The 25,921-nt window shown below is 72.0% G+C and carries 24 protein-coding genes and 1 pseudogene; 14 read left to right on the top strand and 11 right to left on the bottom strand.

Annotated elements, in window-relative coordinates; genetic code table 11:
- Positions 1 to 124 precede the first annotated feature (124 nt).
- Both LWJ43_RS24065 and LWJ43_RS24060 read left to right on the top strand, forming a co-directional pair.
- On the top strand, positions 125 to 1,144 hold the full coding sequence (locus LWJ43_RS24065) for an ATP-binding cassette domain-containing protein (RefSeq protein WP_277334294.1): 1,020 nt from the start codon (positions 125 to 127) through the stop codon (positions 1,142 to 1,144).
- Positions 1,141 to 1,998 carry an ABC transporter permease gene (locus LWJ43_RS24060; RefSeq protein WP_277334293.1) on the top strand — a complete coding sequence of 286 codons (858 nt, stop codon included), beginning with the start codon at positions 1,141 to 1,143 and terminating at the stop codon, positions 1,996 to 1,998. The genes LWJ43_RS24065 and LWJ43_RS24060 overlap by 4 nt, the downstream gene beginning before the upstream one ends.
- A 3-nt stretch (positions 1,999 to 2,001) precedes the next feature.
- Here LWJ43_RS24060 and LWJ43_RS24055 read toward each other — a convergent pair whose 3' ends face one another.
- On the bottom strand, positions 2,002 to 5,307 hold the full coding sequence (locus LWJ43_RS24055) for a BTAD domain-containing putative transcriptional regulator (RefSeq protein ID WP_277334292.1): 3,306 nt from the start codon (positions 5,305 to 5,307) through the stop codon (positions 2,002 to 2,004).
- Positions 5,308 to 5,433: 126 nt separating this feature from the next.
- On the opposite strand from LWJ43_RS24055, the gene LWJ43_RS24050 reads away from it, so the two are divergent.
- Positions 5,434 to 6,246, top strand: coding sequence for a site-2 protease family protein (locus LWJ43_RS24050; protein ID WP_277334291.1), 813 nt, complete (start codon positions 5,434 to 5,436; stop codon positions 6,244 to 6,246).
- A gap of 37 nt (positions 6,247 to 6,283) precedes the next feature.
- Here LWJ43_RS24050 and LWJ43_RS24045 read toward each other — a convergent pair whose 3' ends face one another.
- The 3 genes from LWJ43_RS24045 to LWJ43_RS24035 form a co-directional block, all read right to left on the bottom strand.
- Positions 6,284 to 6,466, bottom strand: a complete 183-nt coding sequence (locus tag LWJ43_RS24045) for a hypothetical protein (protein ID WP_277334290.1) — start codon at positions 6,464 to 6,466, stop codon at positions 6,284 to 6,286.
- 80 nt (positions 6,467 to 6,546) lie between these two features.
- Positions 6,547 to 7,257: an NADPH-dependent F420 reductase gene (gene npdG, locus LWJ43_RS24040; protein ID WP_277334289.1), complete on the bottom strand. Its 711-nt coding sequence runs from the start codon at positions 7,255 to 7,257 to the stop codon at positions 6,547 to 6,549.
- A 9-nt stretch (positions 7,258 to 7,266) separates the two neighbouring features.
- Positions 7,267 to 7,605: a hypothetical protein gene (locus tag LWJ43_RS24035; RefSeq protein WP_277334288.1), complete on the bottom strand. Its 339-nt coding sequence runs from the start codon at positions 7,603 to 7,605 to the stop codon at positions 7,267 to 7,269.
- Positions 7,606 to 7,723: 118 nt separating this feature from the next.
- Between LWJ43_RS24035 and LWJ43_RS24030 the strand changes: the two genes are divergently transcribed.
- Both LWJ43_RS24030 and LWJ43_RS24025 read left to right on the top strand, forming a co-directional pair.
- Positions 7,724 to 8,326, top strand: a complete 603-nt coding sequence (locus tag LWJ43_RS24030; RefSeq protein WP_277334287.1) for a hypothetical protein — start codon at positions 7,724 to 7,726, stop codon at positions 8,324 to 8,326.
- 56 nt (positions 8,327 to 8,382) lie between these two features.
- Positions 8,383 to 9,690 (top strand): MFS transporter, encoded by a 1,308-nt coding sequence (locus LWJ43_RS24025; protein WP_277334286.1) that lies wholly within the window; start codon positions 8,383 to 8,385, stop codon positions 9,688 to 9,690.
- Here LWJ43_RS24025 and LWJ43_RS24020 read toward each other — a convergent pair.
- A complete protein-coding gene (locus LWJ43_RS24020) occupies positions 9,687 to 9,920 on the bottom strand; it encodes a hypothetical protein (RefSeq protein WP_277334285.1) in 234 nt (77 codons plus the stop codon). The two genes, LWJ43_RS24025 and LWJ43_RS24020, sit on opposite strands and share 4 nt — an antisense overlap.
- A 58-nt stretch (positions 9,921 to 9,978) precedes the next feature.
- Here LWJ43_RS24020 and map point away from each other — a divergent pair, with 58 nt between their 5' ends.
- Complete coding sequence (map, locus tag LWJ43_RS24015; RefSeq protein WP_277334284.1) at positions 9,979 to 10,836, top strand: type I methionyl aminopeptidase; 858 nt, start codon at positions 9,979 to 9,981, stop codon at positions 10,834 to 10,836.
- A gap of 169 nt (positions 10,837 to 11,005) precedes the next feature.
- Positions 11,006 to 11,668, top strand: a complete 663-nt coding sequence (locus LWJ43_RS24010) for a biliverdin-producing heme oxygenase (protein ID WP_277334283.1) — start codon at positions 11,006 to 11,008, stop codon at positions 11,666 to 11,668.
- A gap of 24 nt (positions 11,669 to 11,692) precedes the next feature.
- Here LWJ43_RS24010 and LWJ43_RS24005 read toward each other — a convergent pair whose 3' ends face one another.
- A complete protein-coding gene (locus LWJ43_RS24005; RefSeq protein WP_277334282.1) occupies positions 11,693 to 12,364 on the bottom strand; it encodes a PhzF family phenazine biosynthesis protein in 672 nt (223 codons plus the stop codon).
- A 306-nt stretch (positions 12,365 to 12,670) separates the two neighbouring features.
- On the opposite strand from LWJ43_RS24005, the gene efeO reads away from it, so the two are divergent.
- From efeO to LWJ43_RS23985, 4 genes are read left to right on the top strand one after another with little or no spacing between them, the layout of a single operon-like run.
- Positions 12,671 to 13,807, top strand: coding sequence for an iron uptake system protein EfeO (gene efeO, locus LWJ43_RS24000; RefSeq protein WP_277334281.1), 1,137 nt, complete (start codon positions 12,671 to 12,673; stop codon positions 13,805 to 13,807).
- A 12-nt stretch (positions 13,808 to 13,819) separates the two neighbouring features.
- Positions 13,820 to 15,088: an iron uptake transporter deferrochelatase/peroxidase subunit gene (efeB, locus tag LWJ43_RS23995; RefSeq protein ID WP_277334280.1), complete on the top strand. Its 1,269-nt coding sequence runs from the start codon at positions 13,820 to 13,822 to the stop codon at positions 15,086 to 15,088.
- 58 nt (positions 15,089 to 15,146) lie between these two features.
- Positions 15,147 to 16,082, top strand: coding sequence for an iron uptake transporter permease EfeU (gene efeU / locus LWJ43_RS23990; protein ID WP_277334279.1), 936 nt, complete (start codon positions 15,147 to 15,149; stop codon positions 16,080 to 16,082).
- Positions 15,994 to 16,995, top strand: coding sequence for an SCO2278 family lipoprotein (locus LWJ43_RS23985; protein ID WP_277334278.1), 1,002 nt, complete (start codon positions 15,994 to 15,996; stop codon positions 16,993 to 16,995). The genes efeU and LWJ43_RS23985 overlap by 89 nt, the downstream gene beginning before the upstream one ends.
- 43 nt (positions 16,996 to 17,038) lie before the next feature.
- Here LWJ43_RS23985 and LWJ43_RS23980 read toward each other — a convergent pair whose 3' ends face one another.
- The gene (locus LWJ43_RS23980; protein ID WP_277334277.1) at positions 17,039 to 17,782 is read right to left on the bottom strand and encodes a bifunctional DNA primase/polymerase; all 744 of its coding nucleotides are present in this window, start codon (positions 17,780 to 17,782) and stop codon (positions 17,039 to 17,041) included.
- A 141-nt stretch (positions 17,783 to 17,923) separates the two neighbouring features.
- Entirely contained in the window at positions 17,924 to 18,553 is a 630-nt protein-coding gene (locus LWJ43_RS23975; RefSeq protein WP_277334276.1) for a TetR/AcrR family transcriptional regulator, read from the bottom strand.
- A gap of 174 nt (positions 18,554 to 18,727) precedes the next feature.
- On the opposite strand from LWJ43_RS23975, the pseudogene ddaH reads away from it, so the two are divergent.
- Positions 18,728 to 19,564: pseudogene (gene ddaH / locus LWJ43_RS23970) on the top strand (dimethylargininase); the annotation flags it as partial.
- 11 nt (positions 19,565 to 19,575) lie between these two features.
- Here the strand turns inward: ddaH and LWJ43_RS23965 are convergent.
- Positions 19,576 to 20,568: a small ribosomal subunit Rsm22 family protein gene (locus tag LWJ43_RS23965; protein WP_277334274.1), complete on the bottom strand. Its 993-nt coding sequence runs from the start codon at positions 20,566 to 20,568 to the stop codon at positions 19,576 to 19,578.
- Between the two features lie 183 nt (positions 20,569 to 20,751).
- Positions 20,752 to 22,146, bottom strand: coding sequence for a Bcr/CflA family multidrug efflux MFS transporter (locus LWJ43_RS23960; protein ID WP_277334273.1), 1,395 nt, complete (start codon positions 22,144 to 22,146; stop codon positions 20,752 to 20,754).
- 84 nt (positions 22,147 to 22,230) lie between these two features.
- Here LWJ43_RS23960 and LWJ43_RS23955 point away from each other — a divergent pair, with 84 nt between their 5' ends.
- Positions 22,231 to 23,238: a Gfo/Idh/MocA family protein gene (locus tag LWJ43_RS23955; RefSeq protein ID WP_277334272.1), complete on the top strand. Its 1,008-nt coding sequence runs from the start codon at positions 22,231 to 22,233 to the stop codon at positions 23,236 to 23,238.
- 57 nt (positions 23,239 to 23,295) lie between these two features.
- Here the strand turns inward: LWJ43_RS23955 and LWJ43_RS23950 are convergent, their stop codons facing one another.
- Positions 23,296 to 24,963: an alkaline phosphatase D family protein gene (locus tag LWJ43_RS23950; protein ID WP_277334271.1), complete on the bottom strand. Its 1,668-nt coding sequence runs from the start codon at positions 24,961 to 24,963 to the stop codon at positions 23,296 to 23,298.
- 142 nt (positions 24,964 to 25,105) lie between these two features.
- Here LWJ43_RS23950 and LWJ43_RS23945 point away from each other — a divergent pair, with 142 nt between their 5' ends.
- Positions 25,106 to 25,861, top strand: coding sequence for an SDR family oxidoreductase (locus LWJ43_RS23945; protein WP_277334270.1), 756 nt, complete (start codon positions 25,106 to 25,108; stop codon positions 25,859 to 25,861).
- Positions 25,862 to 25,921 lie beyond the last annotated feature (60 nt).

The following is a 25,921-nucleotide window of genomic DNA, read 5'->3' as shown; positions in this document are numbered from 1 at the left end:
GCACCACCGACAGCCCGCCGACTTCCCCCATCGGCGGGCTGTCGCCTTCCGTCGGCGCCCTGTCGGCCCCCTGTCGGTGCGTTGTCGGCGACATGTCGGTGACTTGTCGGTGACGGCTGGTCCGATGGTGTCCATGACGCGAAACGACAAGAACCTCAAGGGCGGCACGAACGCCGTCGAGGTACGGGGGCTGGTCAAGCACTACGGCGAGACGAAGGCGCTGGACGGGGTGGACCTCGACGTGCGCGAGGGCACCGTCCTCGGCGTGCTGGGACCCAACGGAGCCGGGAAGACCACCCTCGTACGCTGCCTGTCCACCCTGATCGTGCCCGACGCCGGTCACGCGGTCGTGGCGGGCTGGGACGTGGTGAGGCAGCCCCGGCAACTGCGCCGCACCATAGGCCTCACCGGGCAGTACGCCTCGGTCGACGAGAAGCTCTCCGGCTGGGAGAACCTCTACATGATCGGGCGGCTGCTCGACCTGCCGCGCAAGAAGGCCCGGTCCCGCGCCGACGAGCTGCTGGAGCGCTTCTCGCTCACCCCGGCGGCGAAGAAGGCCGCCATGGACTACTCCGGCGGTATGCGCAGGCGCCTGGACCTGGCCGCCTCCATGATCGGCAGCCCGGCCGTCCTCTATCTGGACGAGCCGACGACGGGGCTCGACCCGCGGACGCGCAACGAGGTCTGGGAAGAGGTGCGGCGGATGGTCGCGGAGGGGGCGACCGTGCTGCTCACCACCCAGTACATGGAAGAGGCCGAGCAGCTCGCCGACGAGCTCACCGTCATCGACCAGGGCAGGATCATCGCCCGGGGCGGCGTGGACGAGCTCAAGGCGAAGGTCGGCGGCCGCACCCTGCACATCCGGCCCTCCGACCCGGCCGAACTGGCCGCGATGGCGCAGGCGCTCCGGGAAGCCGGTCTCGACGGCGTCGCCGGCGTCCAGGCGGTCCCGGACGAGGGGCTGCTCCACGTCCCCATCCTCAGCGACCAGCAGCTGACCGCCGTGATCGGGCTGCTCGGCACCCGGGGCTTCTCCCTGGCCCATGTGGCCACCGCGCTGCCCAGCCTGGACGAGGTCTTCCTGGCCGTCACGGGCGACAAGGCCACCCGCACCGACACGATCCCGCAGGAGGTCGCGGCATGAGCACGACGACTCTGACGCCCGCCCCCACCGGCGCCGGCACGTCCGCACCGGCAGCGAAGCTCCACGACGAGGGCAGGATCGGGCTGCGGAACAACCTTCGCCACATCGGGGCACTCGTACGGCGCAATCTGCTCCAGATCAAGAAGGATCCGGAGTCGATGTTCGACGCGCTCCTGATGCCGGTCGTCTTCACGCTGCTGTTCGTGTACGTCTTCGGCGGCTCGGTCGGCGGCAGCATGGGCGGGGACCGGCAGGACTACCTCAACTACCTGATCCCCGGCCTGATGGCGATGATGGGCATGAACATCGCCATGGCGGTCGGTTCCGGCGTCAACGACGACTTCCGCAAGGGGGTCATGGACCGCTTCCGCACGATGCCGATCGCCCGCTCCTCGGTGCTCGTCGCGAAGATCGTGGTCGAGCTCGGCCGGATGATGGTCGCCACGCTGATCCTGCTGGCCATGGGCTTCGCGCTCGGCATGGAACTCCAGCAGTCGGTGCTCCGGCTGATCGGGGCGATCGCCCTCTCCGCCGCGTTCGGCGCCGCCATCATGTGGATCTTCATCCTGCTCGGACTGACCATGAAGACGGCCCAGGCCGTCCAGGGGATGGGGATGCTCGTGCTGATGCCGCTCCAGTTCGGGTCGTCCATCTTCGCCCCGACGCAGACCATGCCCGGCTGGCTCCGGACGTTCACCGACTACAACCCGCTGTCCAACCTGGCGGACGCCGCGCGCGCCCTGATGATGGGCGGCCCGCTCGCCCACTCGGTCTGGGTGACGCTCGGCTGGACCGTGGCCGTCACCGCGGTGACGGCCCCGCTCGCGGTGTCCAGGTTCCGCAAGAAGTCCTGACGCCTACGCGTCCAGGTACACGTGCAACAGGGCGGTGGCCTCCTCCAGGGTGAGGCCGCCGCCCTCCGCGTACGCCGATTCGTAGGCGGCGTCACCGAGAACCCCGCGGGCGAGTTCCTCGGCCGCGGCGTAGTCGTCCCGCTCCATCGACGTCGGCACGTGCCCGTCCGGCAGCAGCGCCTGTCCGGCGGCCAGCAGCCGCGCCGCGAGGGTGGCCCGGTGCTCCCCTCCGAGTCCACCGAGCGCCCGTGCCACGGTCACCAGGTGGAGCAGGTGCATCTGCGGAGCCACCATCTGCGACAACCGGTCATCGGCCTGCGCCAGCACCTCGCGGCCCCGGGCCAGGGCGTCCGCGTACAGCCCTTCCTGGTTGTCCAGCCATGCCATCCCGCCCAGCACGAACGCCTCGAAGACACCGATGGAGGCGGACCTGAAGTCGTCGTACAGCACTCCGAGCTGCTCGCGCGCCTCGACGGTACGGCCGGACCTGCCCAGCCACATGGCCAGGAAGAACCGGGCGAACGCCGTGCCCTCGTGCCCCACGTGCCGTCCCTCGACCAGCACCTCCCGGAGGATCACCTCGCCCTCCGCACCACGGCCAAGCTCGATCAGCGCCGAGGCGTAACGGGTACGGAGAACCAGGACCTGGGCCCGGGCGCCGAGCTTCTCCGCGTAGCCGATCGCGGCGCGGTAGTCATCGGCCGCCCGGCCGTGGTCGCCTCTCTTCTCGTGGGCCTCGCCGCGTGCGGAGAGTGCCTCGGCCGTACCCCAGTCGTCGCCGAGGCGCCGGACGATCTCCAGGCTCTCGTCGGAGTCCGCGAGGGCCGCGGCAGCCCAGTCGGGCCGGTTGGCCAAGACGTTGGCGCGCATCTGGAGCGCGGCGGCCAGTTCCCAGTCGTGCCCGAGCTCCCGTGAGGCACGGACCGACTCGTCCAGCAGTCCCCGCAGGTCCGTGGTCTCCCCGGTGAGTACGACGGCGAAGAGCCAGAGCCAGCCGGGGCTGCGGCACGTCTGCGGCTGACCGGCGCGGTAGGTGGCGGCTATGGTCCGCAGACGCGCCATGCCGGCCTCGTTCGCCCAGAGGTCCGTCGCGTGGTCCATGCTGGTTATCTGGACCAACGCCACCTGGCGCCGCGCCTCCTGGAGCATGTCCGGGCCCAACGGCGGCGGCGTGTCGGTGCAGTGTGCCGTGAGCGAGGGCGCGGGAGCGGCGGGCAGGGCGAACGGATCCGGGCCGAGCGCCGCGGCGGCTTCGGACCACTGCAGGGCGTCGCCGCGCAGATCGCGCATCTGCCAGTACCAGGCGAGCGAGAGCACCATGCTGAGCGCCTCCTGCTCGTCGCGGGCGGCGACGGCGTGCCGGAGGGCGGTGCGCAGGTTCTCGTACTCCCGCTGGAACAGGTCGAGGGCGGCGAGCTGTCCGGCACCACGGAGTTCGGGGTCGGTGGTGCGGGCCAGCTCCCGGTAATACGTGAGGTGCTGCCGCTCGACGGCGTCCCGTTCCCCTGCCTCGTCGAGGCGTTCGGAGGCGTACTCGCCGACCGTCTCCAGGAGGCGGTAGCGCATCCCGCCGTCGGCGGCGGGGGCGGCGACGACGAGGGACTTGTCGACGAGCGAGCCGAGCGCGGCGGCCACGTCGTACGCGCCGCCCGGCAGGTCCGCGCAGATCGCCTCGGCGGCGGCGAGGGTGCAGCCGCCCGAGAAGACGGACAGCCTGCGCAGAGCGGTGCGTTCGTCCTCGTCCAGGAGGTCCCAGGACCAGTCGACGACCGCGCGTAGGGTCTGCTGGCGCGGAAGCACGGTGCGGCTGCCGCTGGTCAGGAGCCGGAAACGGTCGTCGAGGCGGTCGGCGATCTGACGAGGGGTGAGCATGCGCAGCCGGGCCGCGGCGAGTTCGATCGCCAGCGGAAGCCCGTCGAGGCGCCGGCAGATCTCGGCACAGGCCGCTGCCGTCTCCTCGTCCGCGTCGACCCGGAAGCCGGGCAGCGCCGCGGCGCCCCGGTCGGCGAGCAGCCGCAGCGCCGTCGGGTCGGGCAGCGGGTCGACCGGCCGGACGAACTCCCCCGGTACGCCGAGGGGTTCACGGCTGGTCGCGAGGACGGTGAGCCCGGGGCAGCGGGCCAGCAGGTGGTCGGCGAGGGCCGCAGCCGCCTCGACGAGGTGTTCGCAGTTGTCCAGGAGCAGCAGCATGCGGCGCCCGGAGCAGTGTTCGGTGAGCCGGGCGAGCGGTTCGCCCGCGCCCCGCTCGGCCGCCCGGAGTTCCTCCGCGCCGGCCCCGCGCATCACGGTCTCGCGTCCGCCGAGCGCGGTGAGGACGGCCTCCGGCACCGCTTCCGGGTCGTCGACCGGGGCGAGTTCCGCCAGCCACACCCCGTCGGGCCAGGCGGCGGAGGCCCGCTCGGCCGCCTCCTGGGACAGCCTGGTCTTGCCCGCGCCGCCGGGGCCGAGGAGGGTGATCAGCCGTGCCCTGGGCAGTTCCTCGCCGAGGTCGGCGAGGTCCGACTCACGTCCCACGAAGCTGGTGAGTCTGGCCCTCAGGTTGCCCTGCCGTGCGGGGAGGGCGGCGGGAGCGGGGGCCGGGGCGGGCCGGTCCTGGTGCAGCAGCCCTTCGTACAGGGCGCGCAGGGCGGGTCCCGGGTCGGTGCCGAGCCGGTCGGCGAGCAGGGTGCGCACCTCGTCGTACACCGCGAGGGCCTGCGCCGTGCGTCCGGCGTCCCGCAGCGCCCGGACGCGGAGGGCCTGCAGGGGTTCGTCGAGGGGGTGGTCGGCGCAGAGTCCGGCGAGTTCGGGCAGGGCGTCGTCCGTCCGGTCCTGCGCGAGGAGGGCCTCGATCCGGGTGCGGCGGGCGTCCAGGCGCCTGGCCTCCCAGCGGGCCGCCGCCACGGAGCGGTCCGGCAGGTCGGCGAGGGCGGGCCCGCGCCAGAGGGCGAGTGCCTCGTCGAGGACCGTGGCCGCCTTCGGAGCGTCGCCGTCCACCAGCGCCCGCGCGCCCTCCCCCGCGAGCCGCTCGAAACGGTGCAGGTCGACGGCGTCCGGGGCCGCGGCCAGGCGGTAGCCGCTCGTGACGGACTCGACCGAGTCCCGGCCGACAGCGCGCCTGAGGCGGCCGACGAGTGCCTGCAGCGCGCCGGGGGCGTCGGCGGGCGGGTCGCCGTCCCACACCTCGTCGATGAGCGTCCCGGCCGGGACCGTACGCCCCGGGCTGAGGGCGAGCACGGTGAGCAGGGCGCGCAGCCGCGCCCCGCCGAGGGCGACGGCCGTGCCGTCGGGGCGCAGGGCGCGGGTGGTGCCGAGGATGCCGTAGTGCACGGGCCCATTGTCCGTGACGGCTCGGCCCCGCGGGGAACTACCACCAGCCGGTGAGACGTTCCCGCCCTGTCACCCGTACGCTCGGGGGCTCCAGCCGCTGTCCAGAAGCCCTCGGGAGTGTCGTCGATGACCACCGCGTTCCGCCGCCCCAGCGACCGGCGGGTCAGCCCGATCTTCCTCGGGATCGTCGCCGTCATGGCCGTCTCGGGCTGGGCGGTGTGGACGGACTTCGCCGAGCAGACCGGTTTCGCGGTCTTCCTCTTCGTCACCGCGGCCTGGATCGTCTCGCTCTGCCTCCACGAGTACGCGCACGCGCGGACCGCGCTGCACAGCGGCGACATCTCGATCGGGGCGAAGGGCTATCTGACGCTCAATCCGCTCAAGTACACCCACGCCCTGCTGAGCATCGTGCTGCCGGTGCTGTTCGTGATCATGGGCGGCATCGGTCTGCCGGGCGGGGCGGTGTACATCGAGCGGGGCCGCATCAGCGGGCGCTGGAAGCACAGCCTGATCTCGGCGGCCGGCCCCCTGACGAACGTGCTGTTCGCCGTCGTCTGCACGGCCCCGTTCTGGCTGGACGCCCTGGACGGCGTCCCGCTGCCCTTCCGGCTCGCGCTGGCCTTCCTGGCGCTGCTCCAGGTGACGGCGGCGATCCTGAACTTCCTCCCGGTCCCGGGCCTCGACGGCTACGGCGTGATCGAGCCGTGGCTCTCGTACAAGGTCAGGCGCCAGGTGGAACCCTTCGCGCCCTTCGGACTGATCGCCGTGTTCGCGCTCCTGTGGATCCCGGAGCTCAACGGGGTCTTCTTCGACGCGGTGGACGCGCTGCTGCGCGGCCTGGGCGTCAGCGAGGTCGAGACGTACTGCGGGCTCGACACCTACCGCTTCTGGCAGGAGTGGTTCGGCGACCAGGACCCGGGCTGCGCGATGATCCGCTAGGTCTCCCGCCCGGGCCGGACCGGGTGCGGGCCGGCCCTCAGGCGGCGTCGGCGCGGGACTGCGCGCGGTGCCTGCGCAGGTAGAACCACGCCATGTTCGAGGAGAGGCCGGCCAGCAGCACCCAGACGATCCCGAGCAGGCTGCCCTCGGCGAAGGACACCACGGCTGCGGCGACGGCCAGGACGCAGACGGCGATGGAGTAGAGAGCGAGGCGGGGCATGAGGGCGGGTGCTCCTGTCCGGGGATGGTGCGTGGTCCCGTCCAGTGTCCCTCATGCCCGATTCGGCTCGGGTCACGGGCTCACACGTCGGTGGTGCGCAGCCCCGCGTGTGCCTTGTAGCGGCGGTTGACGGAGATCAGGTTCGCCACGAGCGACTCGACCTGGTGCGCGTTGCGCAGCCGGCCGGCGAACACTCCGCGCATACCGGGGACACGGCTCGCGAGCGCCTGCACGATGTCGGTGTCGGCGCGGGCCTCGCCCAGCACCATGACGTCGGTGTCGATCTCTTCGATGGTCTCGTCCTGGAGGAGCACCGCCGAGAGGTGGTGGAAGGCCGCGGTGACCCGGGAGTCGGGCAGCAGGGCGGCGGCCTGTTCGGCGGCGCTGCCCTCCTCGGGCTTCAGGGCGTAGGCGCCCTTCTTGTCGAAGCCGAGCGGGTTGACGCAGTCCACCACGAGTTTCCCGGCGAGTTCCTCGCGGAGGGACTCGAGCGTCTTGGCGTGGCCGTCCCACGGCACGGCGACGATCACGATGTCGCTGCGGCGCGCGCACTCCGCGTTGTCGGCGCCCTCGACGCCGTGGCCCAGCTCGGCGGCGGCGGCCTCGGCGCGGTCGGCGGCGCGGGAGCCGATGACGACCTTCTGCCCGGCGCGGGCGAAGCGGTAGGCGAGCCCGCGGCCCTGGGGGCCGGTTCCGCCGAGTACGCCGACGGTCAGCCCGGAGACGTCGGGAAGGTCCCAGGGGTCCTTGGCGGGGGGCTTGGGTGCGCTTCCATTGTCATTCGTTGTCATGGCGCGACCCTACTGCGAGGTAGGGAGGGCCTTCCCGCGCCGTCGTCGCTCTGCGACGTCCGTCACGCCGACGAGGACGATCGCGACGAGCACCGCGACCGGGCCCGCCAGGGTCCTGACGGGGTACCACGCGTCCGTGGAGGCCCCGACGAGCGGGAAGACCGCCGAGGTCACGGCGCTCGCCCAGAGGATCAGGCCTCCGACACCCCGCATCCGGACCATGCGCGGCGTGGCGCGGCGGAGCAGCCATGCGGGCCCCCGGCCGCGCAGAAGCGCGAGGGACAGAGGCAGGACCAGCAGGGTCCAGCCGAGGGACCAGGACCAGGCGAAGGTGTGTGCGGCGGTCATGGCGTCATCGTGCCGGGGACGGCGGGGGCGGGGCAGTGCCCTTCCTGGCAGTTCCCGTCCGGGTGAACTGCCGCGTTCCGGCAGCCACGGGTGGATGGCCGGGGCATGATGCCGGGCCATGGATGCTGTGCGTGTCGCGTTGCTGCGCGAAGTCCTGGCCGGTACCGAATGGCCCACGGCGGCCCGCGGGTTCGCCCGGACCCTGCGGTCGTCGGTCGTGCCCCGGGGCGGCGGGCTGCTGCTGGTGGGGACCGAGGTCTACGAGCCGTGGCACATGGCCGCGCATCTGGTGGACGAGTCCACCTGGTCGGGTCTGCCGCAGCTGCGGCCCACGCTCGTGCGCCACCGGGTGGAGCCGGACGGTCCCGCGCACCTGGCCGTCGGGCTCGGCCGGATCGAGGCGGCCGGGCGCGGCGAGACGCTGCTCGTGGTCGCGCCGGAACGGCCGGACGCCGGGTTGCTGGAGCGCGTGCACGACGCGCGCCGGGCGGGGGCGACCGTGCTGTCGCTGGACGGCGGCGACACGGAGGTGCGGGGCCTCGCCCATGAGGCACTCACGGTGACGGACGAGGACGAGGTCGACCTGGACACGGTCCAGCACCTGGTGAGCGCGGCGGCCGGGGAGAACGTGGCGGTCACCCCGCGGGGCCGGCGGTCGTTCCGGGACCGGCTGTCCAGGCTCGCCGACCAGCTGACTGCACCTCCCCCACCGCGTTGGTGAGGGGTGCCGGGGAATTCGGTTGCCGCCGCGGGTGCGGCGACGGACCATGACCTCTCGTGACCTCCCGCCTGCTGCCCGACCTCTCGCCCTGGCGCGCCTCGGCCGACTTCCGGCTGCTGTGGGTCCAGGGGCTCGTGACCTACTTCGGCAGCTTCATGGCCTTGATCGCACTGCCGCTGCAGATCAAGCACCTCACGGGTTCGCCGCTCGCCGTGGGCGCGATGGGCGCGGTGGAACTCGTGCCGCTGGTCGTCTTCGGGCTGTACGGAGGGGCACTGGCCGACTCCGCCGACCGCCGCAGGGTGATCCTGGGCACCGAGGCGGGGCTCGGGCTGCTGGCCCTGGTGCTGCTGGTCAACGCTCTCGCCCCGGAGCCCGCCCTCTGGCCCCTGTACGTCGTGGCCGGCGGGGTGTCCGCACTGGCCGGACTGCAGCGGCCCGCCCTGGACTCCCTGATGGCCAGGATCGTGCCGCACGACCAGCAGACGGCGGCGGCCGCGCTGAACTCGCTGCGCTGGCAGGTCGGCGCGATCGCGGGCCCCTCGCTCGCCGGGGTCGTGGTGGCGTACGCGGGACACGCCACCGCCTACGGCGTCACCGTCGTCACGTTCGCCGTCTCGGTGCTGCTGTGCCTGCGGCTGTCGTCGGCGCCGCCCGCCCATGACGCCGCCAAGCCGTCCCTGCGCGGGATCGCCGAGGGCGCCCGCTACGCGTGGAGCCGCCCGGTGCTGCTCGGGACGTACGCCGTCGACCTCGCCGCGATGTTCTTCGCCTTCCCGAACGCGGTCTTCCCGTTCCTCGCGGACGATCTGGACGCGGAGTGGGCCCTGGGGTTGATGTACGCCGCGGGGTCGGTCGGCTCGCTCGCGCTCGGGCTGACCAGCGGCTGGACCTCGCGGGTGCGTCGGCACGGGCTGTTCGTCGTGGGCGGCGCGGCGGGCTGGGGACTGGCGATCGCGGCGGCAGGGTGGTTCCAGGACGTCTGGCTGGTCCTGGTCTGCCTCGCCCTCGCCGGGGCGGGCGACATGCTCAGCGGTCTCGGCAGGTCGACGATCTGGAACCAGACCGTCCCGGACGGACTGCGGGGACGGCTGGCCGGGATCGAGGTGCTGTCGTACAGCGTGGGCCCGCAGCTGGGCCAGGTGCGGGCCGGTGCGATGGCCGGCTGGACGGGGACCCGCTCCGCCGTGTGGTCCGGCGGGGCGGCGTGTGTCGCCTCGGTGGCGCTGCTGGCCGCGGCGCTGCCGAAGCTGCTCACGTACGACTCCGCGACGGACGAGGACGCGGTCCGCAGGCGGGCGGCGGGGGCCGGCCCCGCAGGGGACCGGCCCGACGCGGAGCCCGGTGTCCTGCCGGGTGTCTAGGCCCCTGGGTCCGTCGTCCCGTCCTGGCGGTCGTGCCACTTCGGGTCGTTCTCCCACTCCAGGTTCCGCTCACGCGCGGTGTCCATCGCGCGCTGCGCCTCCCCCCGGGTGGCGTACGGGCCGAACCGGTCCTTCCCCGGGCAGTCCGGGCCCTCTTCGACCGTCTTGTGCTCCAGGCAGTAGTACCACTCGCCCGGTTTGCCCACCGTGCGCTTCTTGAACAGGGCCATTGCGGGATCCTTTCCTCGTTGCCATGGTGCCCCGGGCACGCTGGTTAGACTCGCTGACATGTCTGGCCAGTCGCTTCTCGTACCAGGGGAGATCACTCCCGTCCGTTCCGTCCCCGGGAGGATCCGGCGCCCCGAGTACGTGGGGAAGCCCGCCCCCACCCCCTACACCGGGCCGGAGATCCAGGACTCCGGCACCGTGGAGCGCATGCGGATCGCGGGCCGCATCGCGGCGCAGGCGATGGAGGAGGCCGCCAAGCTCATCGCCCCGGGGGTCACCACCGACGAACTCGACCGGGTCGCCCACGAGTTCATGGTGGACCACGGGGCCTACCCGTCGACCCTCGGCTACCGGGGCTTCCCGAAGTCGCTCTGCACCTCGCTGAACGAGGTCATCTGCCACGGCATCCCGGACTCCACCGTGCTGCGGGACGGCGACATCGTGAACCTCGACGTCACCGCCTACATCGACGGCGTCCACGGCGACAACAACGCCACCTACCTCTGCGGCGAGGTCGACGAGGAGTCGCGACTCCTCGTCGAGCGCACCCGGGAGTCGCTGAACCGCGCGATCAAGGCGGTGCGGCCCGGACGGCAGATCAATGTGATCGGCCGCGTCATCGAGTCGTACGCGAAGCGGTTCGGTTACGGGGTGGTGCGGGACTTCACGGGACACGGGATCAATTCGTCGTTCCACTCCGGCCTGATCATCCCGCACTACGACAGCCCGCACGCGACGACCGTGATGCAGCCCGGGATGACGTTCACCATCGAGCCGATGCTGACGCTCGGGACCCACGACTACGACATGTGGGACGACGGCTGGACCGTGGTGACGAAGGACCGGAAGCGGACCGCCCAGTTCGAGCACACCCTGGTGGTGACCGAGACCGGGGCGGAGATCCTGACCCTCCCGTAGGGCGTCCCGTCAGGCATCATGTTTACCGACAGCCAGTCGGGAACCTGTTGACTTAGGTATGCCTAAGCAGGAGGATCGGCATATCGTCGCGCGGCGGCGTGCACCAGCCGCCGCCGGTACGGATGCACATGTCCGGACTTCCCGTCCCCATGATCCCCGGAGGCCCGCCTTGGACCCGACCGCCACCACGCCCTTCTCCACCCTGATACGCACCGCCTCGCACGAGCAGCACACGGAGGCCGAGTCGTCGACCTTCATGAGCGACATGCTCGGCGGGCGGCTCGGCGTGGAGGCGTACACGCGCTACACCGAGCAGCTGTGGTTCGTCTACCGGGCGCTGGAGGACGGCGCGCAGGCTCTGCGCGAGGACCCGGTCGCCGGACCCTTCGTCCAGCCGGAGCTGATGCGCACGGCCGAGCTGGAGCGTGATCTCGCCCACCTGCGGGGCGAGGGGTGGCGCGAAGGCCTGGAGCCGCTGCCCGCCACCGCCGCCTATGCCGCGCGGGTCGCCGAGTGCGCCCGCGAGTGGCCGGCCGGATACGTGGCACACCACTACACCCGCTACCTGGGCGACCTCTCGGGCGGCCAGATCATCCGCGGCACCGCGGAGAAGACGTGGGGCTTCGAGCGCAAGGGCGACGGGGTCCGGTTCTACGTCTTCGAGCAGATCCCCAATCCGGCGGCCTTCAAGCGGGAGTACCGGGAGCTGCTGGACGCGGTGGACGCCGACGACCTGGAGAAGCAGCGCGTCGTCGACGAGTGCAAGCGCGCCTTCGCGCTGAACACCGCCGTCTTCCATGAGCTCGGCGAGGCCTTCCCGCTCAGCGCGTAGCGCCTTCCGCCGCGCGGACGCCCCTCAGGACGCGACCGCCAGGAGTACCCGCCCGCCGACCTCGTACGTGCCGTCCGGCGCGGGTGCGGTCAGGATCTGGGAGCCGCGCCCCTGGGTGATGTTGAGGGCCCGGCCGAGTGCGGCGCTCAGCAGCATGGCCGCCGCACCGGTCGCCTCGTCCTCGTCGACGGAGTCCCCCCGCCGCGGGAAGGCCCGCGCCCGTACGCGTCCGGCGGCCTCGTCCTCCCAGGCCCAGACGTAGAGCCAGCCGTCGCCGGGTGGCGGCCCCGTCAGCGCCTCGACCTCCGCGACCGAGGCGTACTGCTCCAGCGTCCTCGGCGGCACCCATTCGGGGCGGCCCGTGATCCAGGTGAACTCGCCGTCCTGGCGCGCCGTCACGTCCCCGACGGGCAGTTCCAGCACCTCGATGTCGAGCAGCCAGGCGGCACCGACGAGAGGGTGCCCCACGAAGGGCAGCCGCAGACCCGGCGTCCGGATGTCGACAGTGCCACGCTCGGGGTCGTCGACGAACACGGTCTCGCTGAAGCCGAGTTCGCGTGCGAGCGCCTGCCTGGAATCGTCGTCGGGATACCGGCGCCCGTCGCGCACGACACCGAGCGCGTTACCGTGACCGCCGTCCGGGCCGCAGAACACGCGCAGTACGTCGATGCCGTCGGGTACGTCGAAGTCGTTCACATGCGCATTCAAGCACCGCCCGGGGCCTCGGTCCCGGGCAGCACCGCGAGCCGCGCCGCGAGAAGCGCGACGGCGAGCGAGCGCCGGATGGGCGTGACGGCACGGGAGCGCCCGCTTGACCCGCGTTTGACCTTTCCGTGGGTTCCCCATGAGGTCATCGTGACCGGACCGTTTCCGATACGGGCGGATGAGACCCGAATCACCTCACCGACGGGTGGCGGCGAGGTGAGTCGCGGTTAAGTTAGGCCAGCCTCACCTGCTTTTCTTCCCTGTCGTCCCCCGCTCTTTCACCCATGTGGAGCCCTCATGCGAGCCCTTCGCCCCTCCGTCGCCACCGCTGTCGCCGCGGTGGCCGCACTGACCGCCGTCACGGGCTGCGCCGAGAAGAGCGACAGCAAGGGCGACGGCGCCGTCGAAGTGGTCGCCAAGGACGACTCCTGCGAGGTGTCGTCGAAGAAGATCCCGGCCGGGCACGTCGAACTCTCCGTGCAGAACAAGGGCTCCAAGGTCACCGAGGTCTACGTCCTCTTCCCGGACGACCGGATCGTCACGGAGCGCGAGAACATCGGCCCGGGAACCAAGGCGAAGATCACGGCCGAGATCAAGGCCGGTACGTACGAGATCGCCTGCAAGCCCGGAATGAAGGGCCAGGGCATCCGCCAGACGGTCGAGGTCACCGGAGGCACCTCCGCCGGGCGCAGCCCCGAGATGGACAAGGCCGTGGCCGGCTACCGCACCTACGTGCAGGCGCAGGCCGACGAGACGCTGCCCAAGGTGAAGGTCTTCACGGACGCCGTCGCCGCGGGCGACATCGAGGCGGCGAAGAAGGCGTACGCCGGCTCCCGTATCGGCTGGGAGCGGACCGAGCCGGTCGCCGAGTCCTTCGGCGACATCGACCCGAAGGTCGACGTCCGCGAGGACGGCCTCGAGGACGGCCAGGAGTGGACCGGGTGGCACCGCCTGGAGAAGGCGCTGTGGCACGACCGGAAGCTGGGCGCCGAGGAGAAGGCGCTCGCGCCCACCCTCTACAAGGACCTGCAGGACTGGCAGAAGCGGGTCGGCCGGGCGGACATCACCCCGACGTCTATGGCGAACGGCGCCAAGGAACTCCTCGACGAGGTGGCCACCGGCAAGGTCACCGGTGAGGAGGAGCGCTACAGTCACACCGACCTCGTCGACTTCAAGGCGAACGTCGAGGGCGCGGAGCGGTCGTACGAGCTCCTGAAGCCGATCGCGTCGAAGAACGACCCCGCGCTGACCGCGTCCCTGGACAAGCAGTTCGCGGCGCTGGACACCCTGCTGGACAAGTACCGCACGGACAAGGCGTCCTACGACTTCACCTCGTACGACAAGGTCGGCGCGGCGGACCGCAAGGAGCTCTCGGACGCGGTCAACGCACTCGCGGAGCCGCTGTCCAAGCTGGCCGCCGCGGTCACGAAGTAAGGGAACGCGATCATGACGGAAACCGGGACCGGGGGCGGGGAGCCGGGCGGCTCCCCCACACCTTCGCGCCGTGCCCTGCTCGGCTGGGGCGGTGCCGGGCTGGCGCTCGGCGCGGTGGCGGCGGGCGGCGCGGTCGCCGCGGTGCGCTCCGGCGGGGACGCGGAACCGGCGTCGGACAGCGGCGTCGCGGTGCCCTTCCACGGAGCGCACCAGGCCGGGATCGCCACCGCGGTCCAGGACCGGCTGCACTTCGCCGCGTTCGACGTGACCACGAAGGACAGGGCCGAGCTGACCGCCCTCCTCGAGGAGTGGACCCGGGCCGCCGAGCGGATGACGGCCGGGCGGGCCGTCGGCGAGGGGGCGTACGGAGGGCCCGCCGAGGCCCCGCCGGACGACACGGGAGAGGCGCTGGGTCTCAGGCCGTCCCGTCTGACGCTCACCATCGGCTTCGGCCCGTCCCTGTTCGCCAAGGACCGCTTCGGCCTGGAGGACCGGCGGCCCGAGGCGCTGGTGGACCTGCCGAAGTTCCCCGGCGACAACCTGGACGCCGCCCGCAGCGGCGGCGACCTGTGCGTGCAGGCCTGCGCGGACGACCCGCAGGTCGCCGTGCACGCCATCCGGAACCTCGCCAGGATCGGGATGGGGCGCACCGCCGTGCGCTGGTCGCAGCTGGGGTTCGGCAAGACGTCCTCGACGACGCCCGGCACGCAGACCCCGCGCAACATGATGGGGTTCAAGGACGGCACCCGGAACATCTCGGGCACGGACGAAGCCGCCCTGAAGAAGCACGTGTGGGCCGGGGCGACGGACGGCACCGGATGGATGACCGGGGGTTCGTACCTGGTGGCCCGGCGCATCCGCATGCACATCGAGACGTGGGACCGCGCCCCTCTGCAGGAGCAGGAGGACATCTTCGGCCGTGACAAGGGCGAGGGCGCTCCGGTCGGCAAGGCGAAGGAGCGCGACGAACCGTTCCTGAAGGCGATGCTGCCGAGCGCGCACGTGCGCCTGGCCCACCCTGACAGCAACGGCGGGGCGACGATCCTGCGCCGCGGCTACTCCTTCACCGACGGCACGGACGGTCTGGGCAGGCTCGACGCGGGGCTGTTCTTCCTGGCCTACCAGCGGGACGTCCGCAAGGGCTTCATCCCGGTGCAGCGAGGCCTCGCGGCGCATGACGCGCTCAACGAGTACATCCAGCACGTGGGTTCGGCCGTCTTCGCCGTTCCGCCCGGCGTCCGTGACACGGACGACTGGTGGGGCCGGGCGTTGTTCGCATGACCCGGCGTGGTCCGGGCGGCCCGGGCGTTCCCATGATCCACACCCTGGAAGGACCGGTATGTTCGGCAACTATCTGATCGGCCTGCGCGAGGGACTCGAGGCCGGCCTGGTCGTCTGCATCCTCATCGCCTACCTGGTCAAGACCGGCCGCCGCGACGCGCTGCGCCCGGTGTGGACCGGCATCGCCATCGCCTGCACCATCTCGCTGGCGTTCGGCGCCGCGCTCGAATTCGGTTCCCAGGAGCTGACGTTCGAGGCGCAGGAGATGCTCGGCGGCTCGCTGTCGATCATCGCCGTCGGGCTCGTGACCTGGATGGTGTTCTGGATGCGGCGTACGGCGCGGCATCTGAAGAAGGAGCTGCACGGCAAGCTGGACACGGCGCTCGCGATGGGCACCGGCGCCCTGGTGGCCACCGCCTTCCTGGCGGTGGGCCGCGAGGGCCTGGAGACCGCGCTGTTCGTGTGGGCTTCGGTGCGGGCCAGCGGTGAGGGTTCGTCGTCGCCGCTGATCGGGGTACTGCTGGGCATCGCGACCGCTGTCGTGCTGAGTTGGCTGTTCTACCGGGGCGCGCTGAAGATCAACCTGTCGAAGTTCTTCACCTGGACGGGCGGCATGCTCGTGGTGGTGGCGGCGGGAGTGCTGGCCTACGGCGTGCACGACCTCCAGGAGGCCCGCTTCCTCGGCGGCCTGGAGAGCAAGGCGTTCGACATCACGAGCACAATTCCGCCGGACAGCTGGTACGGCACCCTGCTCAAGGGCGTCTTCAACTTCCAGGCCGACCCGACCGTTCTCCAGGTCACGGTGTGGGCGCTGTATCTCATCCCCACGCTCGCGCTGTTCCTCGCCCCGGTAGGGTTCAGGCGGTCAGTGCGGACGACGGATCAGAAGGCGCAGAAGGCAACGGATGAGAAGGCTGGGTCGACTGGCGGCGGGGCTCGCGACGGCGACGGTACTGGTCGTGACGGCGAGCGGCTGCGTGACGGTACACGGTGAACTGGAAGTAGTGCCGGGAGCGACGGAGTCCGAGGCCGCGAAGGCCCTGGAGGACTTCACCGTGGCCTACAACAAGGCGGACAAGGCGTACGATCCGGCGCTCGACGAGGACCGGGTGACCGGTTCGCTCGGTGCGATCAACCAGGCCGGTCTGGCCGCGCGGCGGAAGAACAGCCCGGAGGGCAACGCCGAGCACGAACCGCTGGAGCTGACCGACGCGTCGTACGTCATCCCCAAGAAGGCGGGCTGGCCGCGCTGGTTCCTCGCGGACACCGACTCCAACCGCGACCAGGACGGCGGGAAGCTCGACACCCGCTGGCTGATGGCGTTCGTCCGCACCGGTCCGGACGCGCCGTGGAAGGTCGCCTACCTGGCGGTCGCCTCGCCGTCCGAGATCCCGAAGTTCCGCGAGGACGCCGACGGCTGGGCCGAGCCCGTGCCCTCCGCGGACACGGACGCCGCCCTGGCCTCCCCGCCGGCGGACCTGAGCACCACGTACACGGACTACCTCACCGACGGCACACCGGACGTGTTCGCCGCGGGATCGATGACCTCGGGCTGGCGCGACGCCCGGAAGAACACCCGCAGGGCGGGCTTCTCGTACCAGTACGTCGACCAGGCACTGGATTCCGGCACGTTCGCGCCGCTCGGCCTCACGACGGAGGACGGTGGGGCGCTCGTCTTCTTCAGCAGCAAGCACTTCGAACGGCAGACGGCGGCCGAGGGGCTCAGTCCCACGGTCACGGCGGACGTGCGGGCGCTGCTGACCGGTGAGGTGAAGAGCACCCTCACCAAGGAGCGGGTCTCGAGTCAGCTGGTCTACGTGCCCAGGAAGGGCGCGGACGGCGGCACGGACGGCAAGGTGCGCGTGCTGAACCGGCTGCCCGGTCTGGTCGCGGCACAGGGTTCCTGACCGCTGAGGACGACGGCCCCGTCGCGGCGGGGCCGTCGCGTCCTCAGCGGCTGAGCGGCCAGGCCACCGAACCGTGGTCGAGATCGCTCTCGTCGGCCGTGTCCGCGTACCGCGCGCAGGCGTCGGTGAGCGTCTCCAGCAGGGTCAGCGGATCGGGCAGCGGGTTCTCGGGTCCGCGGATCCAGTGCACGTCCAGTTCACCGGGGAGCCGTGCGGGAGGCAGGAGGACGTAGCTGCCGCGGCAGTGCCAGCGGAGACCGGGATGCTCGTCCATGGTCTCGGGGTGGCAGTCCAGCTCGCACGGCCACCACTCGTCCTCGTCGTCCGGGGTACCGCGGGTGGCGGTGAAGAAGAGCATCCGGTCGGCACCGGACCGGGCCACGGGCCCGACGTCGATGCCGGCGGCGATGAGCCGCTCCAGTGCGGCCTCCCCCGCCGCGAGGGGGACGTCGAGGACGTCGTGCACCATGCCGGTGGCGGTGATGAAGTTGGCCAGCGGCTGGTTGGCCGCCCAGCGCTCGATCTGTCCGCGGTCCGTCGTGGACTGCGTCTGCCAGGCGAAGGAGACGGGGTGCCGGGCGGGCGTGGGACAGCCGATGCGTTCGCAGGAACACCGGTACCCGGACGGATGCGCGGCGGGTGAGATCGGCATTCCTGCCTCCGCGACGGCCAGGAGCAGCTCCAGCCGCGCCGCGTCGTCGGTCTCCGGCTGCGGTTTCGGCCGCCTGCGCAGCCACTGGGAAATCCTGCCCTCTGTGCCGCGACTGCGGCCGGAATCGGCGCCCATCTATCCCCTCACCTCAGTGGTTACCCGTCCATGGTCCCACCATCCTGCTCCTCGGGTGGCCGTAGTCGCGAAGCGGGTGCCCGGACGGTCACGCGGAGGATGCCGCGCGTGTACGGGCTGTCATGGATCGGGTGGCCGGATTCAGGGGCGTACCAGGAGTCCTCGGAGGGCGTGGTCGACGACCGCGTCCGCGTACTCATGGGTGAGCGGAAGCGTTCTGAGCAGCCAGCGGTGGGTGAGAGGGGCCACCAGGAACTCCACCGCGATCCGCGGATCGACGTCCGCGCGCACCTCGCCGGCCTCCTGTGCGGCGCGCAGGCGTGTGACATACAACTGGAGCTGGGGTTCGAGCAGGTTCTCCACGAACTGGGCCCCGAGCGCCGGATCGATGACGCCCTCGGCGGCCAGGGCACGGGTGGGCGCCTCGGTCGCGGGGTCGTTCAGTTCGTCGACCGTGGCGCGCAGGACCGGCTTGAGGTCCGCCGCCAGGTCGCCGGTGTCCGGGATGCCGTGCTCACCGCCCCCTCCCGACGCGTCCGCCTCCGCCGCCCGGCGGGCGGCCATGTCGAGGAACGCGTCCATGAGCACGGCCGCCTTCGACGGCCACCAGCGGTAGATCGTCTGCTTGCCGACCCCGGCCCGGGCGGCGATACCCTCGATCGTCGTCCGCGCGTACCCCACCTCGCCGACGAGTGCGAGCGCGGCCTCGTGGATCGCGCGGCGGGAGCGGTCGCTGCGGCGACCGGAGTCGGGGGTCCTGTGAGGTGACATCCGGCCACCCTAGAGGGTCGCGGTCCGATACGTATCGTCTTGCCCGTTGCCATGACACCCGCTTCTCCGTCCGTGAGAACCACCCGAACGGATCACAGCGCGACGGCCCGGTCCGGCGCACCATGAACTCACGCACACACCCCGTGCGCATCCCACCGTGCCGCGGCCGAGGCCGCCGTTCGTGAGGAGCCTTCATTGACCCGTGACGCCACCCCTCGTCGCTACCTGATGTGCGCCCCGGCCCACTTCGAGGTCACGTACTCCATCAACCCGTGGATGGATCCGTCGAAACCCGTCGACCTGCCCCTGGCGACCACCCAGTGGGAGGACCTGCGCGACCGCTACCGGGCCCTCGGCCACACCGTTGAACTCCTCACCCCCCGCCCGGACCTCCCCGACATGGTGTTCGCCGCCAACGGGGCCACGGTGATCGACGGCCGCGTGCTGGGCGCCCTCTTCGCCTACCGGGAGCGGTACGCCGAGGCCGAGGCGCACCGGGAGTGGTTCCGGGCCAACGGCTTCACCGAGATCCACGAACCGGCTCACGTCAACGAGGGCGAGGGCGACTTCGCGGTGACCGCCTCGTACCTGCTGGCCGGGCGCGGCTTCCGGTCCAGCCCGCTCTCCCACGACGAGGCCCAGGAGTTCTTCGGCCGACCGGTGATCGGCCTCGACCTGGTGGACCCGCGCTACTACCACCTGGACACGGCGCTGTGCGTCCTCGACGACGCGGCCGACGAGATCATGTACTACCCCGGGGCCTTCTCGCCCGGCAGCCGGTCCGTGCTCGCCCGGCTCTTCCCCGACGCGCTGCTGGCCGAGGAGGCGGACGCCGCCCGGCTGGGCCTCAACGCGGTCAGCGACGGCCGCCACGTGCTGCTCCCGCAGGCCGCGGTGGGCCTCCTCGACCCGTTGCGGGACCGGGGCTTCGAGCCGGTACCGATGGACCTGGGCGAACTGCTCAAGGGAGGCGGCAGCGTGAAGTGCTGCACCCAGGAGCTGCGGGCCTGAGTCGAAAGTCCCTAGTCCTCCGCCGGCGGCCAGGAGTCGCCCCACGCGGTGTCCCGGGCGGCGCGGTAGAGCGGGCCGTGCCGCTTGGTGACCGTGGCGCGCCGCAGGCCCTCGTCCTTCGTGCACAGCTCCAGCAGCACCTGTCCCTTGCGGATCTGGGGCCTGCGGGTGACCCGGGCGGTGGCGGGGGCGGTGGCGAACCGGGTCGCCACGACGTAGCTGAACTTCTCGTCCTCGTGGCTGAGCGAACCGCCCTTGACCTGCCGGTGCAGGGACGAGCGGCTGACGCGCGCCGAGAAGTGGCACCAGTCCGTGCCGCGCTCGATGGGGCAGGCGTCGTCGTGCGGGCAGGGGGCGGCGACGGTCAGGCCGGCCCCGATCAGCCGGTCGCGGGCCTCGATGATCCGGTCGTAGCCGTCCGGGGTGCCGGGCTCGACGATCACCACGGCCTGCGCGGCCGCCGCGGCGGCGTCCACGACCACGGCCCGGTTCTCGGCCGTGAGCTCCTTGAGTACGTACGACACGGTCACCAGGTCCGTGGGCGCCGGAGCCGGTGACGTACCGATCCTCGCCCGCTCCCAGGTCGTGGCCCGCAGCGCGGGGATGCCGGACGACTCGGCCAGCTCACGGCCGAGTGCGAGGGCCGGCTCGGACCAGTCCAGGACGGTCGTCCGCGTCCCCTCCCAGGCCCCGGCGACCGCCCAGCTCGCCGCGCCCGTACCGCCCCCGATGTCGGTGTGGGTGGCGGGCACCCAGTCCGGCGCGGCCTCGCGGAGGGCGGCGAGGCAGGACCGCACCGCCTCGAACGTCGCGGGCATCCGGTAGGCGGCGTAGGCGGCGACGTCCGAGCGGTCCCGCAGGATGGGTGCGTCGGTGGGGGTGGTCCCGCGGTAGCTGGCGATCAGCCGGTCGACGGCCTGCGCGGCCTGGGTCGGGGGCAGCCCGTCGAGCAGGGCGGCCAGCGCCGCTCGCAGGGTTTCCGCGGTGGGGAGGGTGGCGTTCACCGCCGAATTGTAGGCGCAGGGTCACCCCGCTCCGCAGCCCGGTGGTCCGGGACGGAACCGGGACGGAGCGGCTGCACCTGCCGGGCTGCCGGCGGACGGGCCGAGCAGGCCGGGGCCGCCGGGACGGTGCACGCGGGGGCCCGAGCCTGCCCGCCCGGGCCCCCGTGCACGGTCGCGGTGCGCTCAGCCCTCGGCGTACGTCTCCCGCGCGGCACCCGGGCCCTGCCACGGCCGGCACAGCAGCAGGAAGCAGACCACCGCGGCCAGCGCGCAGACCACCTGGACGACGGCCATCGGCACGGCGGTCTTCTCACCGGCGATCCCGACCAGGGGCGAGGCGATGGCGCCGATCAGGAACTGGGACGTCCCCAGCAGCGCGGAGGCCGAGCCCGCCGCGTGCCGCGTGCGCATCAGGGCCTGCGTGTTGGTGTTGGGCATGGCCAGGCCCATCGCGGACATGAGCACGAACAGCCCGACGGCCACCGGCACCAGACCGACCTCGCCGAAGACCCCGGAGGTCATCAGCAGCAGGGCGACCGCCGCGACGGAGATGACGGCGAGGCCGAGGCCGAGCGCCTTGTCCAGGCTGACCCTCCCGACGAGCAGCTTGCCGTTGATCTGGCCGACGGCGATCAGCCCGATGGAGTTGATCCCGAAGAGCAGGCTGAAGGTCTGCGGCGACGCCCCGTAGATCTCCTGGACGACGAACGGCGAGGCGCTCACATAGGCGAAGAGCGCGGCGAAGGCGAGGCTGCCCGCGATCATGTAGCCGGTGAACACCCGGTCGGCGAGCAGCCCGCGCATGGTGCGCAGCGCGTCACCGACACCGCCCGTGTGCCGCTGTTCCGCGGGGAGTGTCTCGTGGAGCCACTTCCAGACGACGAGGGTGAGCAGCACGCCGACGAGGGTGAGGACGACGAAGATGCCCCGCCAGTCGGTGAACTGCAGTACCTGGCCGCCGATCACCGGCGCGACGACGGGCGCGACCCCCGAGATCAGCATCAGTGTGGAGAAGAACCGGGCCATCTCGTCGCCGTCGTACAGGTCGCGTACGACGGCCCGGGAGATCACGATGCCCGCGGCGCCGGCCAGTCCCTGCAGGAGGCGGAAGCCGATGAGGAGTTCCGCGGTGGGGGCGACGGCGCAGATCGCGGTGGCGAGCACGTAGACGACCATGCCGAGGAGCAGTGGCGTGCGCCGGCCCCAGCGGTCGCTCATGGGGCCGACGACGAGCTGGCCGAGTGCCATGCCGGTGAGGCAGGCCGTCAGGGTGAGCTGGACCGTCGCGGCCGGGGCGTGCAGCGCGTCGGTGACCTCCGGGAGTGCCGGGAGGTACATGTCCATGGAGAGCGGCGGGAGGGCGGTGAGTCCGCCCAGCACCAGGGTGACCAGGAGGCCGGCCCGCCGTGCGGTGGTCGTGGGGGCGCCCGGGAGACCGGGCGCGATGGTCGTGGAGATGGCCGGTACACCCGCAGCGGTGGGGGTGGCGGTGGCCTGGGCGCCGAGTGCGGCGCCCTTGCTGATCGTCGGTATGTGTTCGTGCTCCTGCTGGGCCCGGCTCGCGCCGCTGTCGGGCATCCTCGTCTCCGCTTCGTTGAATCCGCATCTATGCTCTCAGGTCAGTCGTAGTGGTCGATACCTTTTTGTGTGAGGGCGGGCGGCATGAGCGGGACTGTGCGTTGGGGTGTACTGGCGACGGGCGGCATAGCCGCGAGGTTCACGGCGGACCTGCTCGCGATGAAGGACTCCGGGGCCGAGGTCGTGGCCGTCGCCTCCCGTACCGAGGCCTCCGCGCGGGCGTTCGCCGAGAAGTTCGGGATCGAGCGGGCGTACGGCAGTTGGGCGGAACTCGTCGCGGACGACTCCGTCGACGTGGTGTACGTCGCCACCCCGCACTCGGCGCACCGGGAGGCGGCCGGGCTCGCACTGGAGGCCGGCAAGCACGTCCTGTGCGAGAAGGCGTTCACCCTGAACGCGCGTGAGGCGCGGGAGCTGGTCGATCTGGCGCGGGGGCGCGGGCTGTTCCTGATGGAGGCCATGTGGACGTACTGCAATCCGCTGGTGCGCCGGATCACCGAGCTGGTGCGGGACGGCGCGATCGGTGAGATCCGCACGGTGCAGGCGGACTTCGGCTTCGCGGGCACCTTCGGGGCCGAGCACCGGCTGCGCGATCCCGCGCTGGGCGGCGGCGCGCTGCTGGACCTCGGGGTCTACCCGGTGTCGTTCGCACAGCTGCTGCTCGGCGAGCCGGACCGGGTGCAGGCCGACGCGCTGCTCTCCCCGGAGGGCGTCGACCTGAACACCGGGATGCTGCTGGGCTGGGACTCCGGTGCCACGGCGCTGCTGAGCTGCTCGATCGTCGGCGATCTGCCGACGTCGGCGACCGTCACCGGTACGGCGGGACGGATCGACCTCCCGCGGGACTTCTTCCACCCGGACCACTTCTTCCTGCACCGGCCGGGCCGGGATCCGGAGAAGGTCGTCGCGGGCCCGGGGCCTCAGGGCCTCACGGGCATGCAGTACGAGGCGGCCGAGGTGACGCGCGCGTTGCTGGCGGGCGAGAAGGAGTCCCCGCTGGTGCCGCTGGAGGGTTCGCTCGCCGTGATGCGGACGCTCGACGCGGTGCGTGACCGGATCGGCGTCCGTTATCCGGCGGACGACCGCGTCTGACCTTCCGCCCCTTCCCCGGGCCGGGCCGGCAGGTTCCGGCCCGGTACCGGCCGCGGGTCACGCGGGGGTGAGCCCCGGGTCGCCGGCCTCGGTCACGAAGGAGCCTGCCGTGGCGACCGGTGCGCCGGGCGTGGTGACCGCCGCCACCGTGCGGAAGTCGGCACGTGCCCGGTCCGTTCCGAGGGTGACGAGCGCGTAGCCGCGGCGTCCGTCGTAGAACTTCATGTGCGGGTTGGCCTGGGTCAGGTTGTTCCAGTTGGACGGCTTCGCGGAGCCGTCCTTGCCGCTGGCGATCGAGGTGGCCACGATCTCCGTGCCGACGGTCCGGGAGGCCGGGTCGTCGAAGTCCTTCTTGAGGTCGAAGCCGTACCCGACGTGCACGTCACCGGTCAGGACCATGAGGTTCTCGATCCCGGCGGCCTCCGCGCCGTCCATGATCCGCTGCCGGGAGGCGGGGTAGCCGTCCCACGAGTCCATGGACAGCTTGTAGGCGTCGGTCGGCACGTCGCGCCGCCGGGCGAAGGTGACCTGCTGGGGCACGACGTTCCACCGGGCGTCGGAGGACTTCCAGCCGTCGATCAGCCAGCGCTCCTGGGCGGCTCCCGTCATGGTGCGCGAGGGGTCCTCGGACTCGGGCCCGGGGACCTTCCAGCCGTCGCCGTACGCCTGGTTGCTGCGGTACTGGCGGGTGTCGAGGATGTCGAACTGGGCGAGCCGGCCGAAGCGCAGCCGGCGGTAGAGCCGCATGTCGGGCCCGGTGGGGCGCTGCGGGGCGCGCAGCGGCTGGTTCTCCCAGTACGCCCGGTAGGCGGCGGCCCTGCGCAGCAGGAAGTCCTCCGGGGGGACGCTGTTCTCCGGTGTGTCGCCCGCGTAGTTGTTCTCGGTCTCGTGGTCGTCCCAGGTGACGACGAAGGGGTGCGCGGCGTGTGCGGCGCGCAGGTCCGGGTCCGACTTGTAGAGGCCGTACCGCATGCGGTAGTCGTCCAGCGTGAGCGTCTCGCGGTTGAAGTGGCCGGGCAGGACGCGGTCGGTGTAAGCGCGGGCGCCGCCGGCCGCCGTGACCGCGTACTCGTAGAGGTAGTCGCCGAGGTGGAAGACCACGTCGACGTCCTCGTCGGCGAGGTGCCGGTAGGCGGTGAAGTAACCGTCGTGGTAAGCCTGGCAGGAGACGGCGGCCAGGGTCAGGGAGCTGTTGCGGGCGCCACGGGAGGGCGCGGTGCGGGTGCGGCCGGTGGGGCTGGTCCAGTCCCCGGCACGGAAGCGGTAGTAGAAGCCCCGGTCGGGCTCGAGCCCGTTCACGTCCACGTGCACGCTGTGCCCGAACTCCGGGTGGGCGGTGGCGGTCCCGCGCCTGACGGTCCGGCGGAAGCGCTCGTCGCGGGCGATCTCCCAGCGGACCTCGACGCGCTCGGCGGGCAGTCCGCCGTCGGCGTCGTAGGGGCGGGGCGCGAGTCTGGTCCACAGGAGCACGGACGTGGGCAGCGGGTCCCCGGACGCCACCCCGAGGGTGAAGGGGTCCTCGGTGATCCTCCGGGCGTCGAGCTCGGCGGCCGCGGCGGTGCCCGCGCCGGGCAGGCCGGCCGCGAAGGCGAGTGCGGCGGCGGCACCGGTGACGGTGAGGAAACGGCGGCGGCCCACCCCGGACGCGAGCCTGCGCGCGGCGTCGCGGAGCTCGGCGGAATGGCCGTCCTGGCCGGGCGTCCTGCTGATCTGTGCGGGTGTCATATGCCCCTCCCCTGCCGGATGCTGTCAGAGGCATTGGAGTGCGGGGCGACGACTTTCCGTTGGCACGTACACCACATCCGTATGGCGGTGCGATGAGCACCCGGTGCCGGGCGCCACGAAACCTCCCGTACGCTGCCGGGCCATGAACGCTGAGCAGAGAATCGCCGTCGTCACGGGCGCGGGATCGGGGATCGGCAGGGCGGTCGCCCTTACTCTCACGGGTGCGGGCTGGACGGTGGCCCTGGCGGGGCGGCGGGCCGAGGCACTGGAGGAGACGGCCGCCGCGGCCGGTCCGGGCACCACGGTCCGCCTGCCCACCGACGTGAGCGATCCGGACGAGGTGACCGCGCTCTTCGACTCCGTACGGGACCGCTTCGGCCGGCTCGACCTGCTGTTCAACAACGCGGGGACGTTCGGGCCGCGCTCGACACCGGTCGAGGACCTCGCGTACGAGGACTGGCGGACGGTGGTGGACGTCAACCTGACGGGGACGTTCCTGTGCGCCCAGGCCGCGTACCGCCTGATGAAGGAGCAGCACCCGCAGGGCGGACGGATCATCAACAACGGGTCGGTCTCGGCCCACGCGCCGCGGCCGCACTCCGTCGCCTACACGGCGACCAAGCACGCGGTGACCGGCCTGACGAAGTCGCTGTCGCTGGACGGGCGGCCGTACCGGATCGCCTGCGGGCAGATCGACATCGGCAACGCGGCGACGGACATGACCGAGCGGATGAGCGCGGGCGTCCTCCAGGCCAACGGCGAGGTGGCGGCCGAACCGGTCATGGCGGCCGACGACGTGGCCCGGACGGTCCTGCACATGGCCGAGCTGCCCCTGGAGGCCAACGTCCAGTTCGCGACGGTGCTGGCGACAGCCATGCCGTACGTGGGTCGCGGCTGATCAACCACGGCCAGAGCTTGCCCTGAACTGACCGACAAATGACAGAAATTGCCAATTTTC

Origin of the sequence: Streptomyces sp. JH34 (assembly GCF_029428875.1) — a bacterium.
GTDB lineage: Bacteria > Actinomycetota > Actinomycetes > Streptomycetales > Streptomycetaceae > Streptomyces.
Note: the sequence above shows the minus strand (reverse complement) of the source record. Positions and strands in the feature narration are given on the sequence as shown.

What these genes read in the sequence shown, in the direction of transcription:
- LWJ43_RS24050 (WP_277334291.1), top strand. Translation starts at nt 5,434, where the DNA reads ATGACCACCGCGTTCCGCCGCCCCAGCGACCGGCGGGTCAGCCCGATC.
- LWJ43_RS24060 (WP_277334293.1), top strand. Translation starts at nt 1,141, where the DNA reads ATGAGCACGACGACTCTGACGCCCGCCCCCACCGGCGCCGGCACGTCC.
- efeB (WP_277334280.1), top strand. Translation starts at nt 13,820, where the DNA reads ATGACGGAAACCGGGACCGGGGGCGGGGAGCCGGGCGGCTCCCCCACA.
- npdG (WP_277334289.1), bottom strand. Translation starts at nt 7,257, where the DNA reads ATGACAACGAATGACAATGGAAGCGCACCCAAGCCCCCCGCCAAGGAC.
- LWJ43_RS24045 (WP_277334290.1), bottom strand. Translation starts at nt 6,466, where the DNA reads ATGCCCCGCCTCGCTCTCTACTCCATCGCCGTCTGCGTCCTGGCCGTC.
- LWJ43_RS23975 (WP_277334276.1), bottom strand. Translation starts at nt 18,553, where the DNA reads ATGTCACCTCACAGGACCCCCGACTCCGGTCGCCGCAGCGACCGCTCC.
- LWJ43_RS23945 (WP_277334270.1), top strand. Translation starts at nt 25,106, where the DNA reads ATGAACGCTGAGCAGAGAATCGCCGTCGTCACGGGCGCGGGATCGGGG.
- LWJ43_RS23980 (WP_277334277.1), bottom strand. Translation starts at nt 17,782, where the DNA reads ATGGGCGCCGATTCCGGCCGCAGTCGCGGCACAGAGGGCAGGATTTCC.
- map (WP_277334284.1), top strand. Translation starts at nt 9,979, where the DNA reads ATGTCTGGCCAGTCGCTTCTCGTACCAGGGGAGATCACTCCCGTCCGT.
- LWJ43_RS24035 (WP_277334288.1), bottom strand. Translation starts at nt 7,605, where the DNA reads ATGACCGCCGCACACACCTTCGCCTGGTCCTGGTCCCTCGGCTGGACC.
- LWJ43_RS23960 (WP_277334273.1), bottom strand. Translation starts at nt 22,146, where the DNA reads ATGCCCGACAGCGGCGCGAGCCGGGCCCAGCAGGAGCACGAACACATA.
- LWJ43_RS24020 (WP_277334285.1), bottom strand. Translation starts at nt 9,920, where the DNA reads ATGGCCCTGTTCAAGAAGCGCACGGTGGGCAAACCGGGCGAGTGGTAC.
- LWJ43_RS23950 (WP_277334271.1), bottom strand. Translation starts at nt 24,963, where the DNA reads ATGACACCCGCACAGATCAGCAGGACGCCCGGCCAGGACGGCCATTCC.
- LWJ43_RS23955 (WP_277334272.1), top strand. Translation starts at nt 22,231, where the DNA reads ATGAGCGGGACTGTGCGTTGGGGTGTACTGGCGACGGGCGGCATAGCC.
- LWJ43_RS23985 (WP_277334278.1), top strand. Translation starts at nt 15,994, where the DNA reads ATGAGAAGGCTGGGTCGACTGGCGGCGGGGCTCGCGACGGCGACGGTA.
- efeU (WP_277334279.1), top strand. Translation starts at nt 15,147, where the DNA reads ATGTTCGGCAACTATCTGATCGGCCTGCGCGAGGGACTCGAGGCCGGC.
- LWJ43_RS24030 (WP_277334287.1), top strand. Translation starts at nt 7,724, where the DNA reads ATGGATGCTGTGCGTGTCGCGTTGCTGCGCGAAGTCCTGGCCGGTACC.
- LWJ43_RS24065 (WP_277334294.1), top strand. Translation starts at nt 125, where the DNA reads ATGGTGTCCATGACGCGAAACGACAAGAACCTCAAGGGCGGCACGAAC.
- efeO (WP_277334281.1), top strand. Translation starts at nt 12,671, where the DNA reads ATGCGAGCCCTTCGCCCCTCCGTCGCCACCGCTGTCGCCGCGGTGGCC.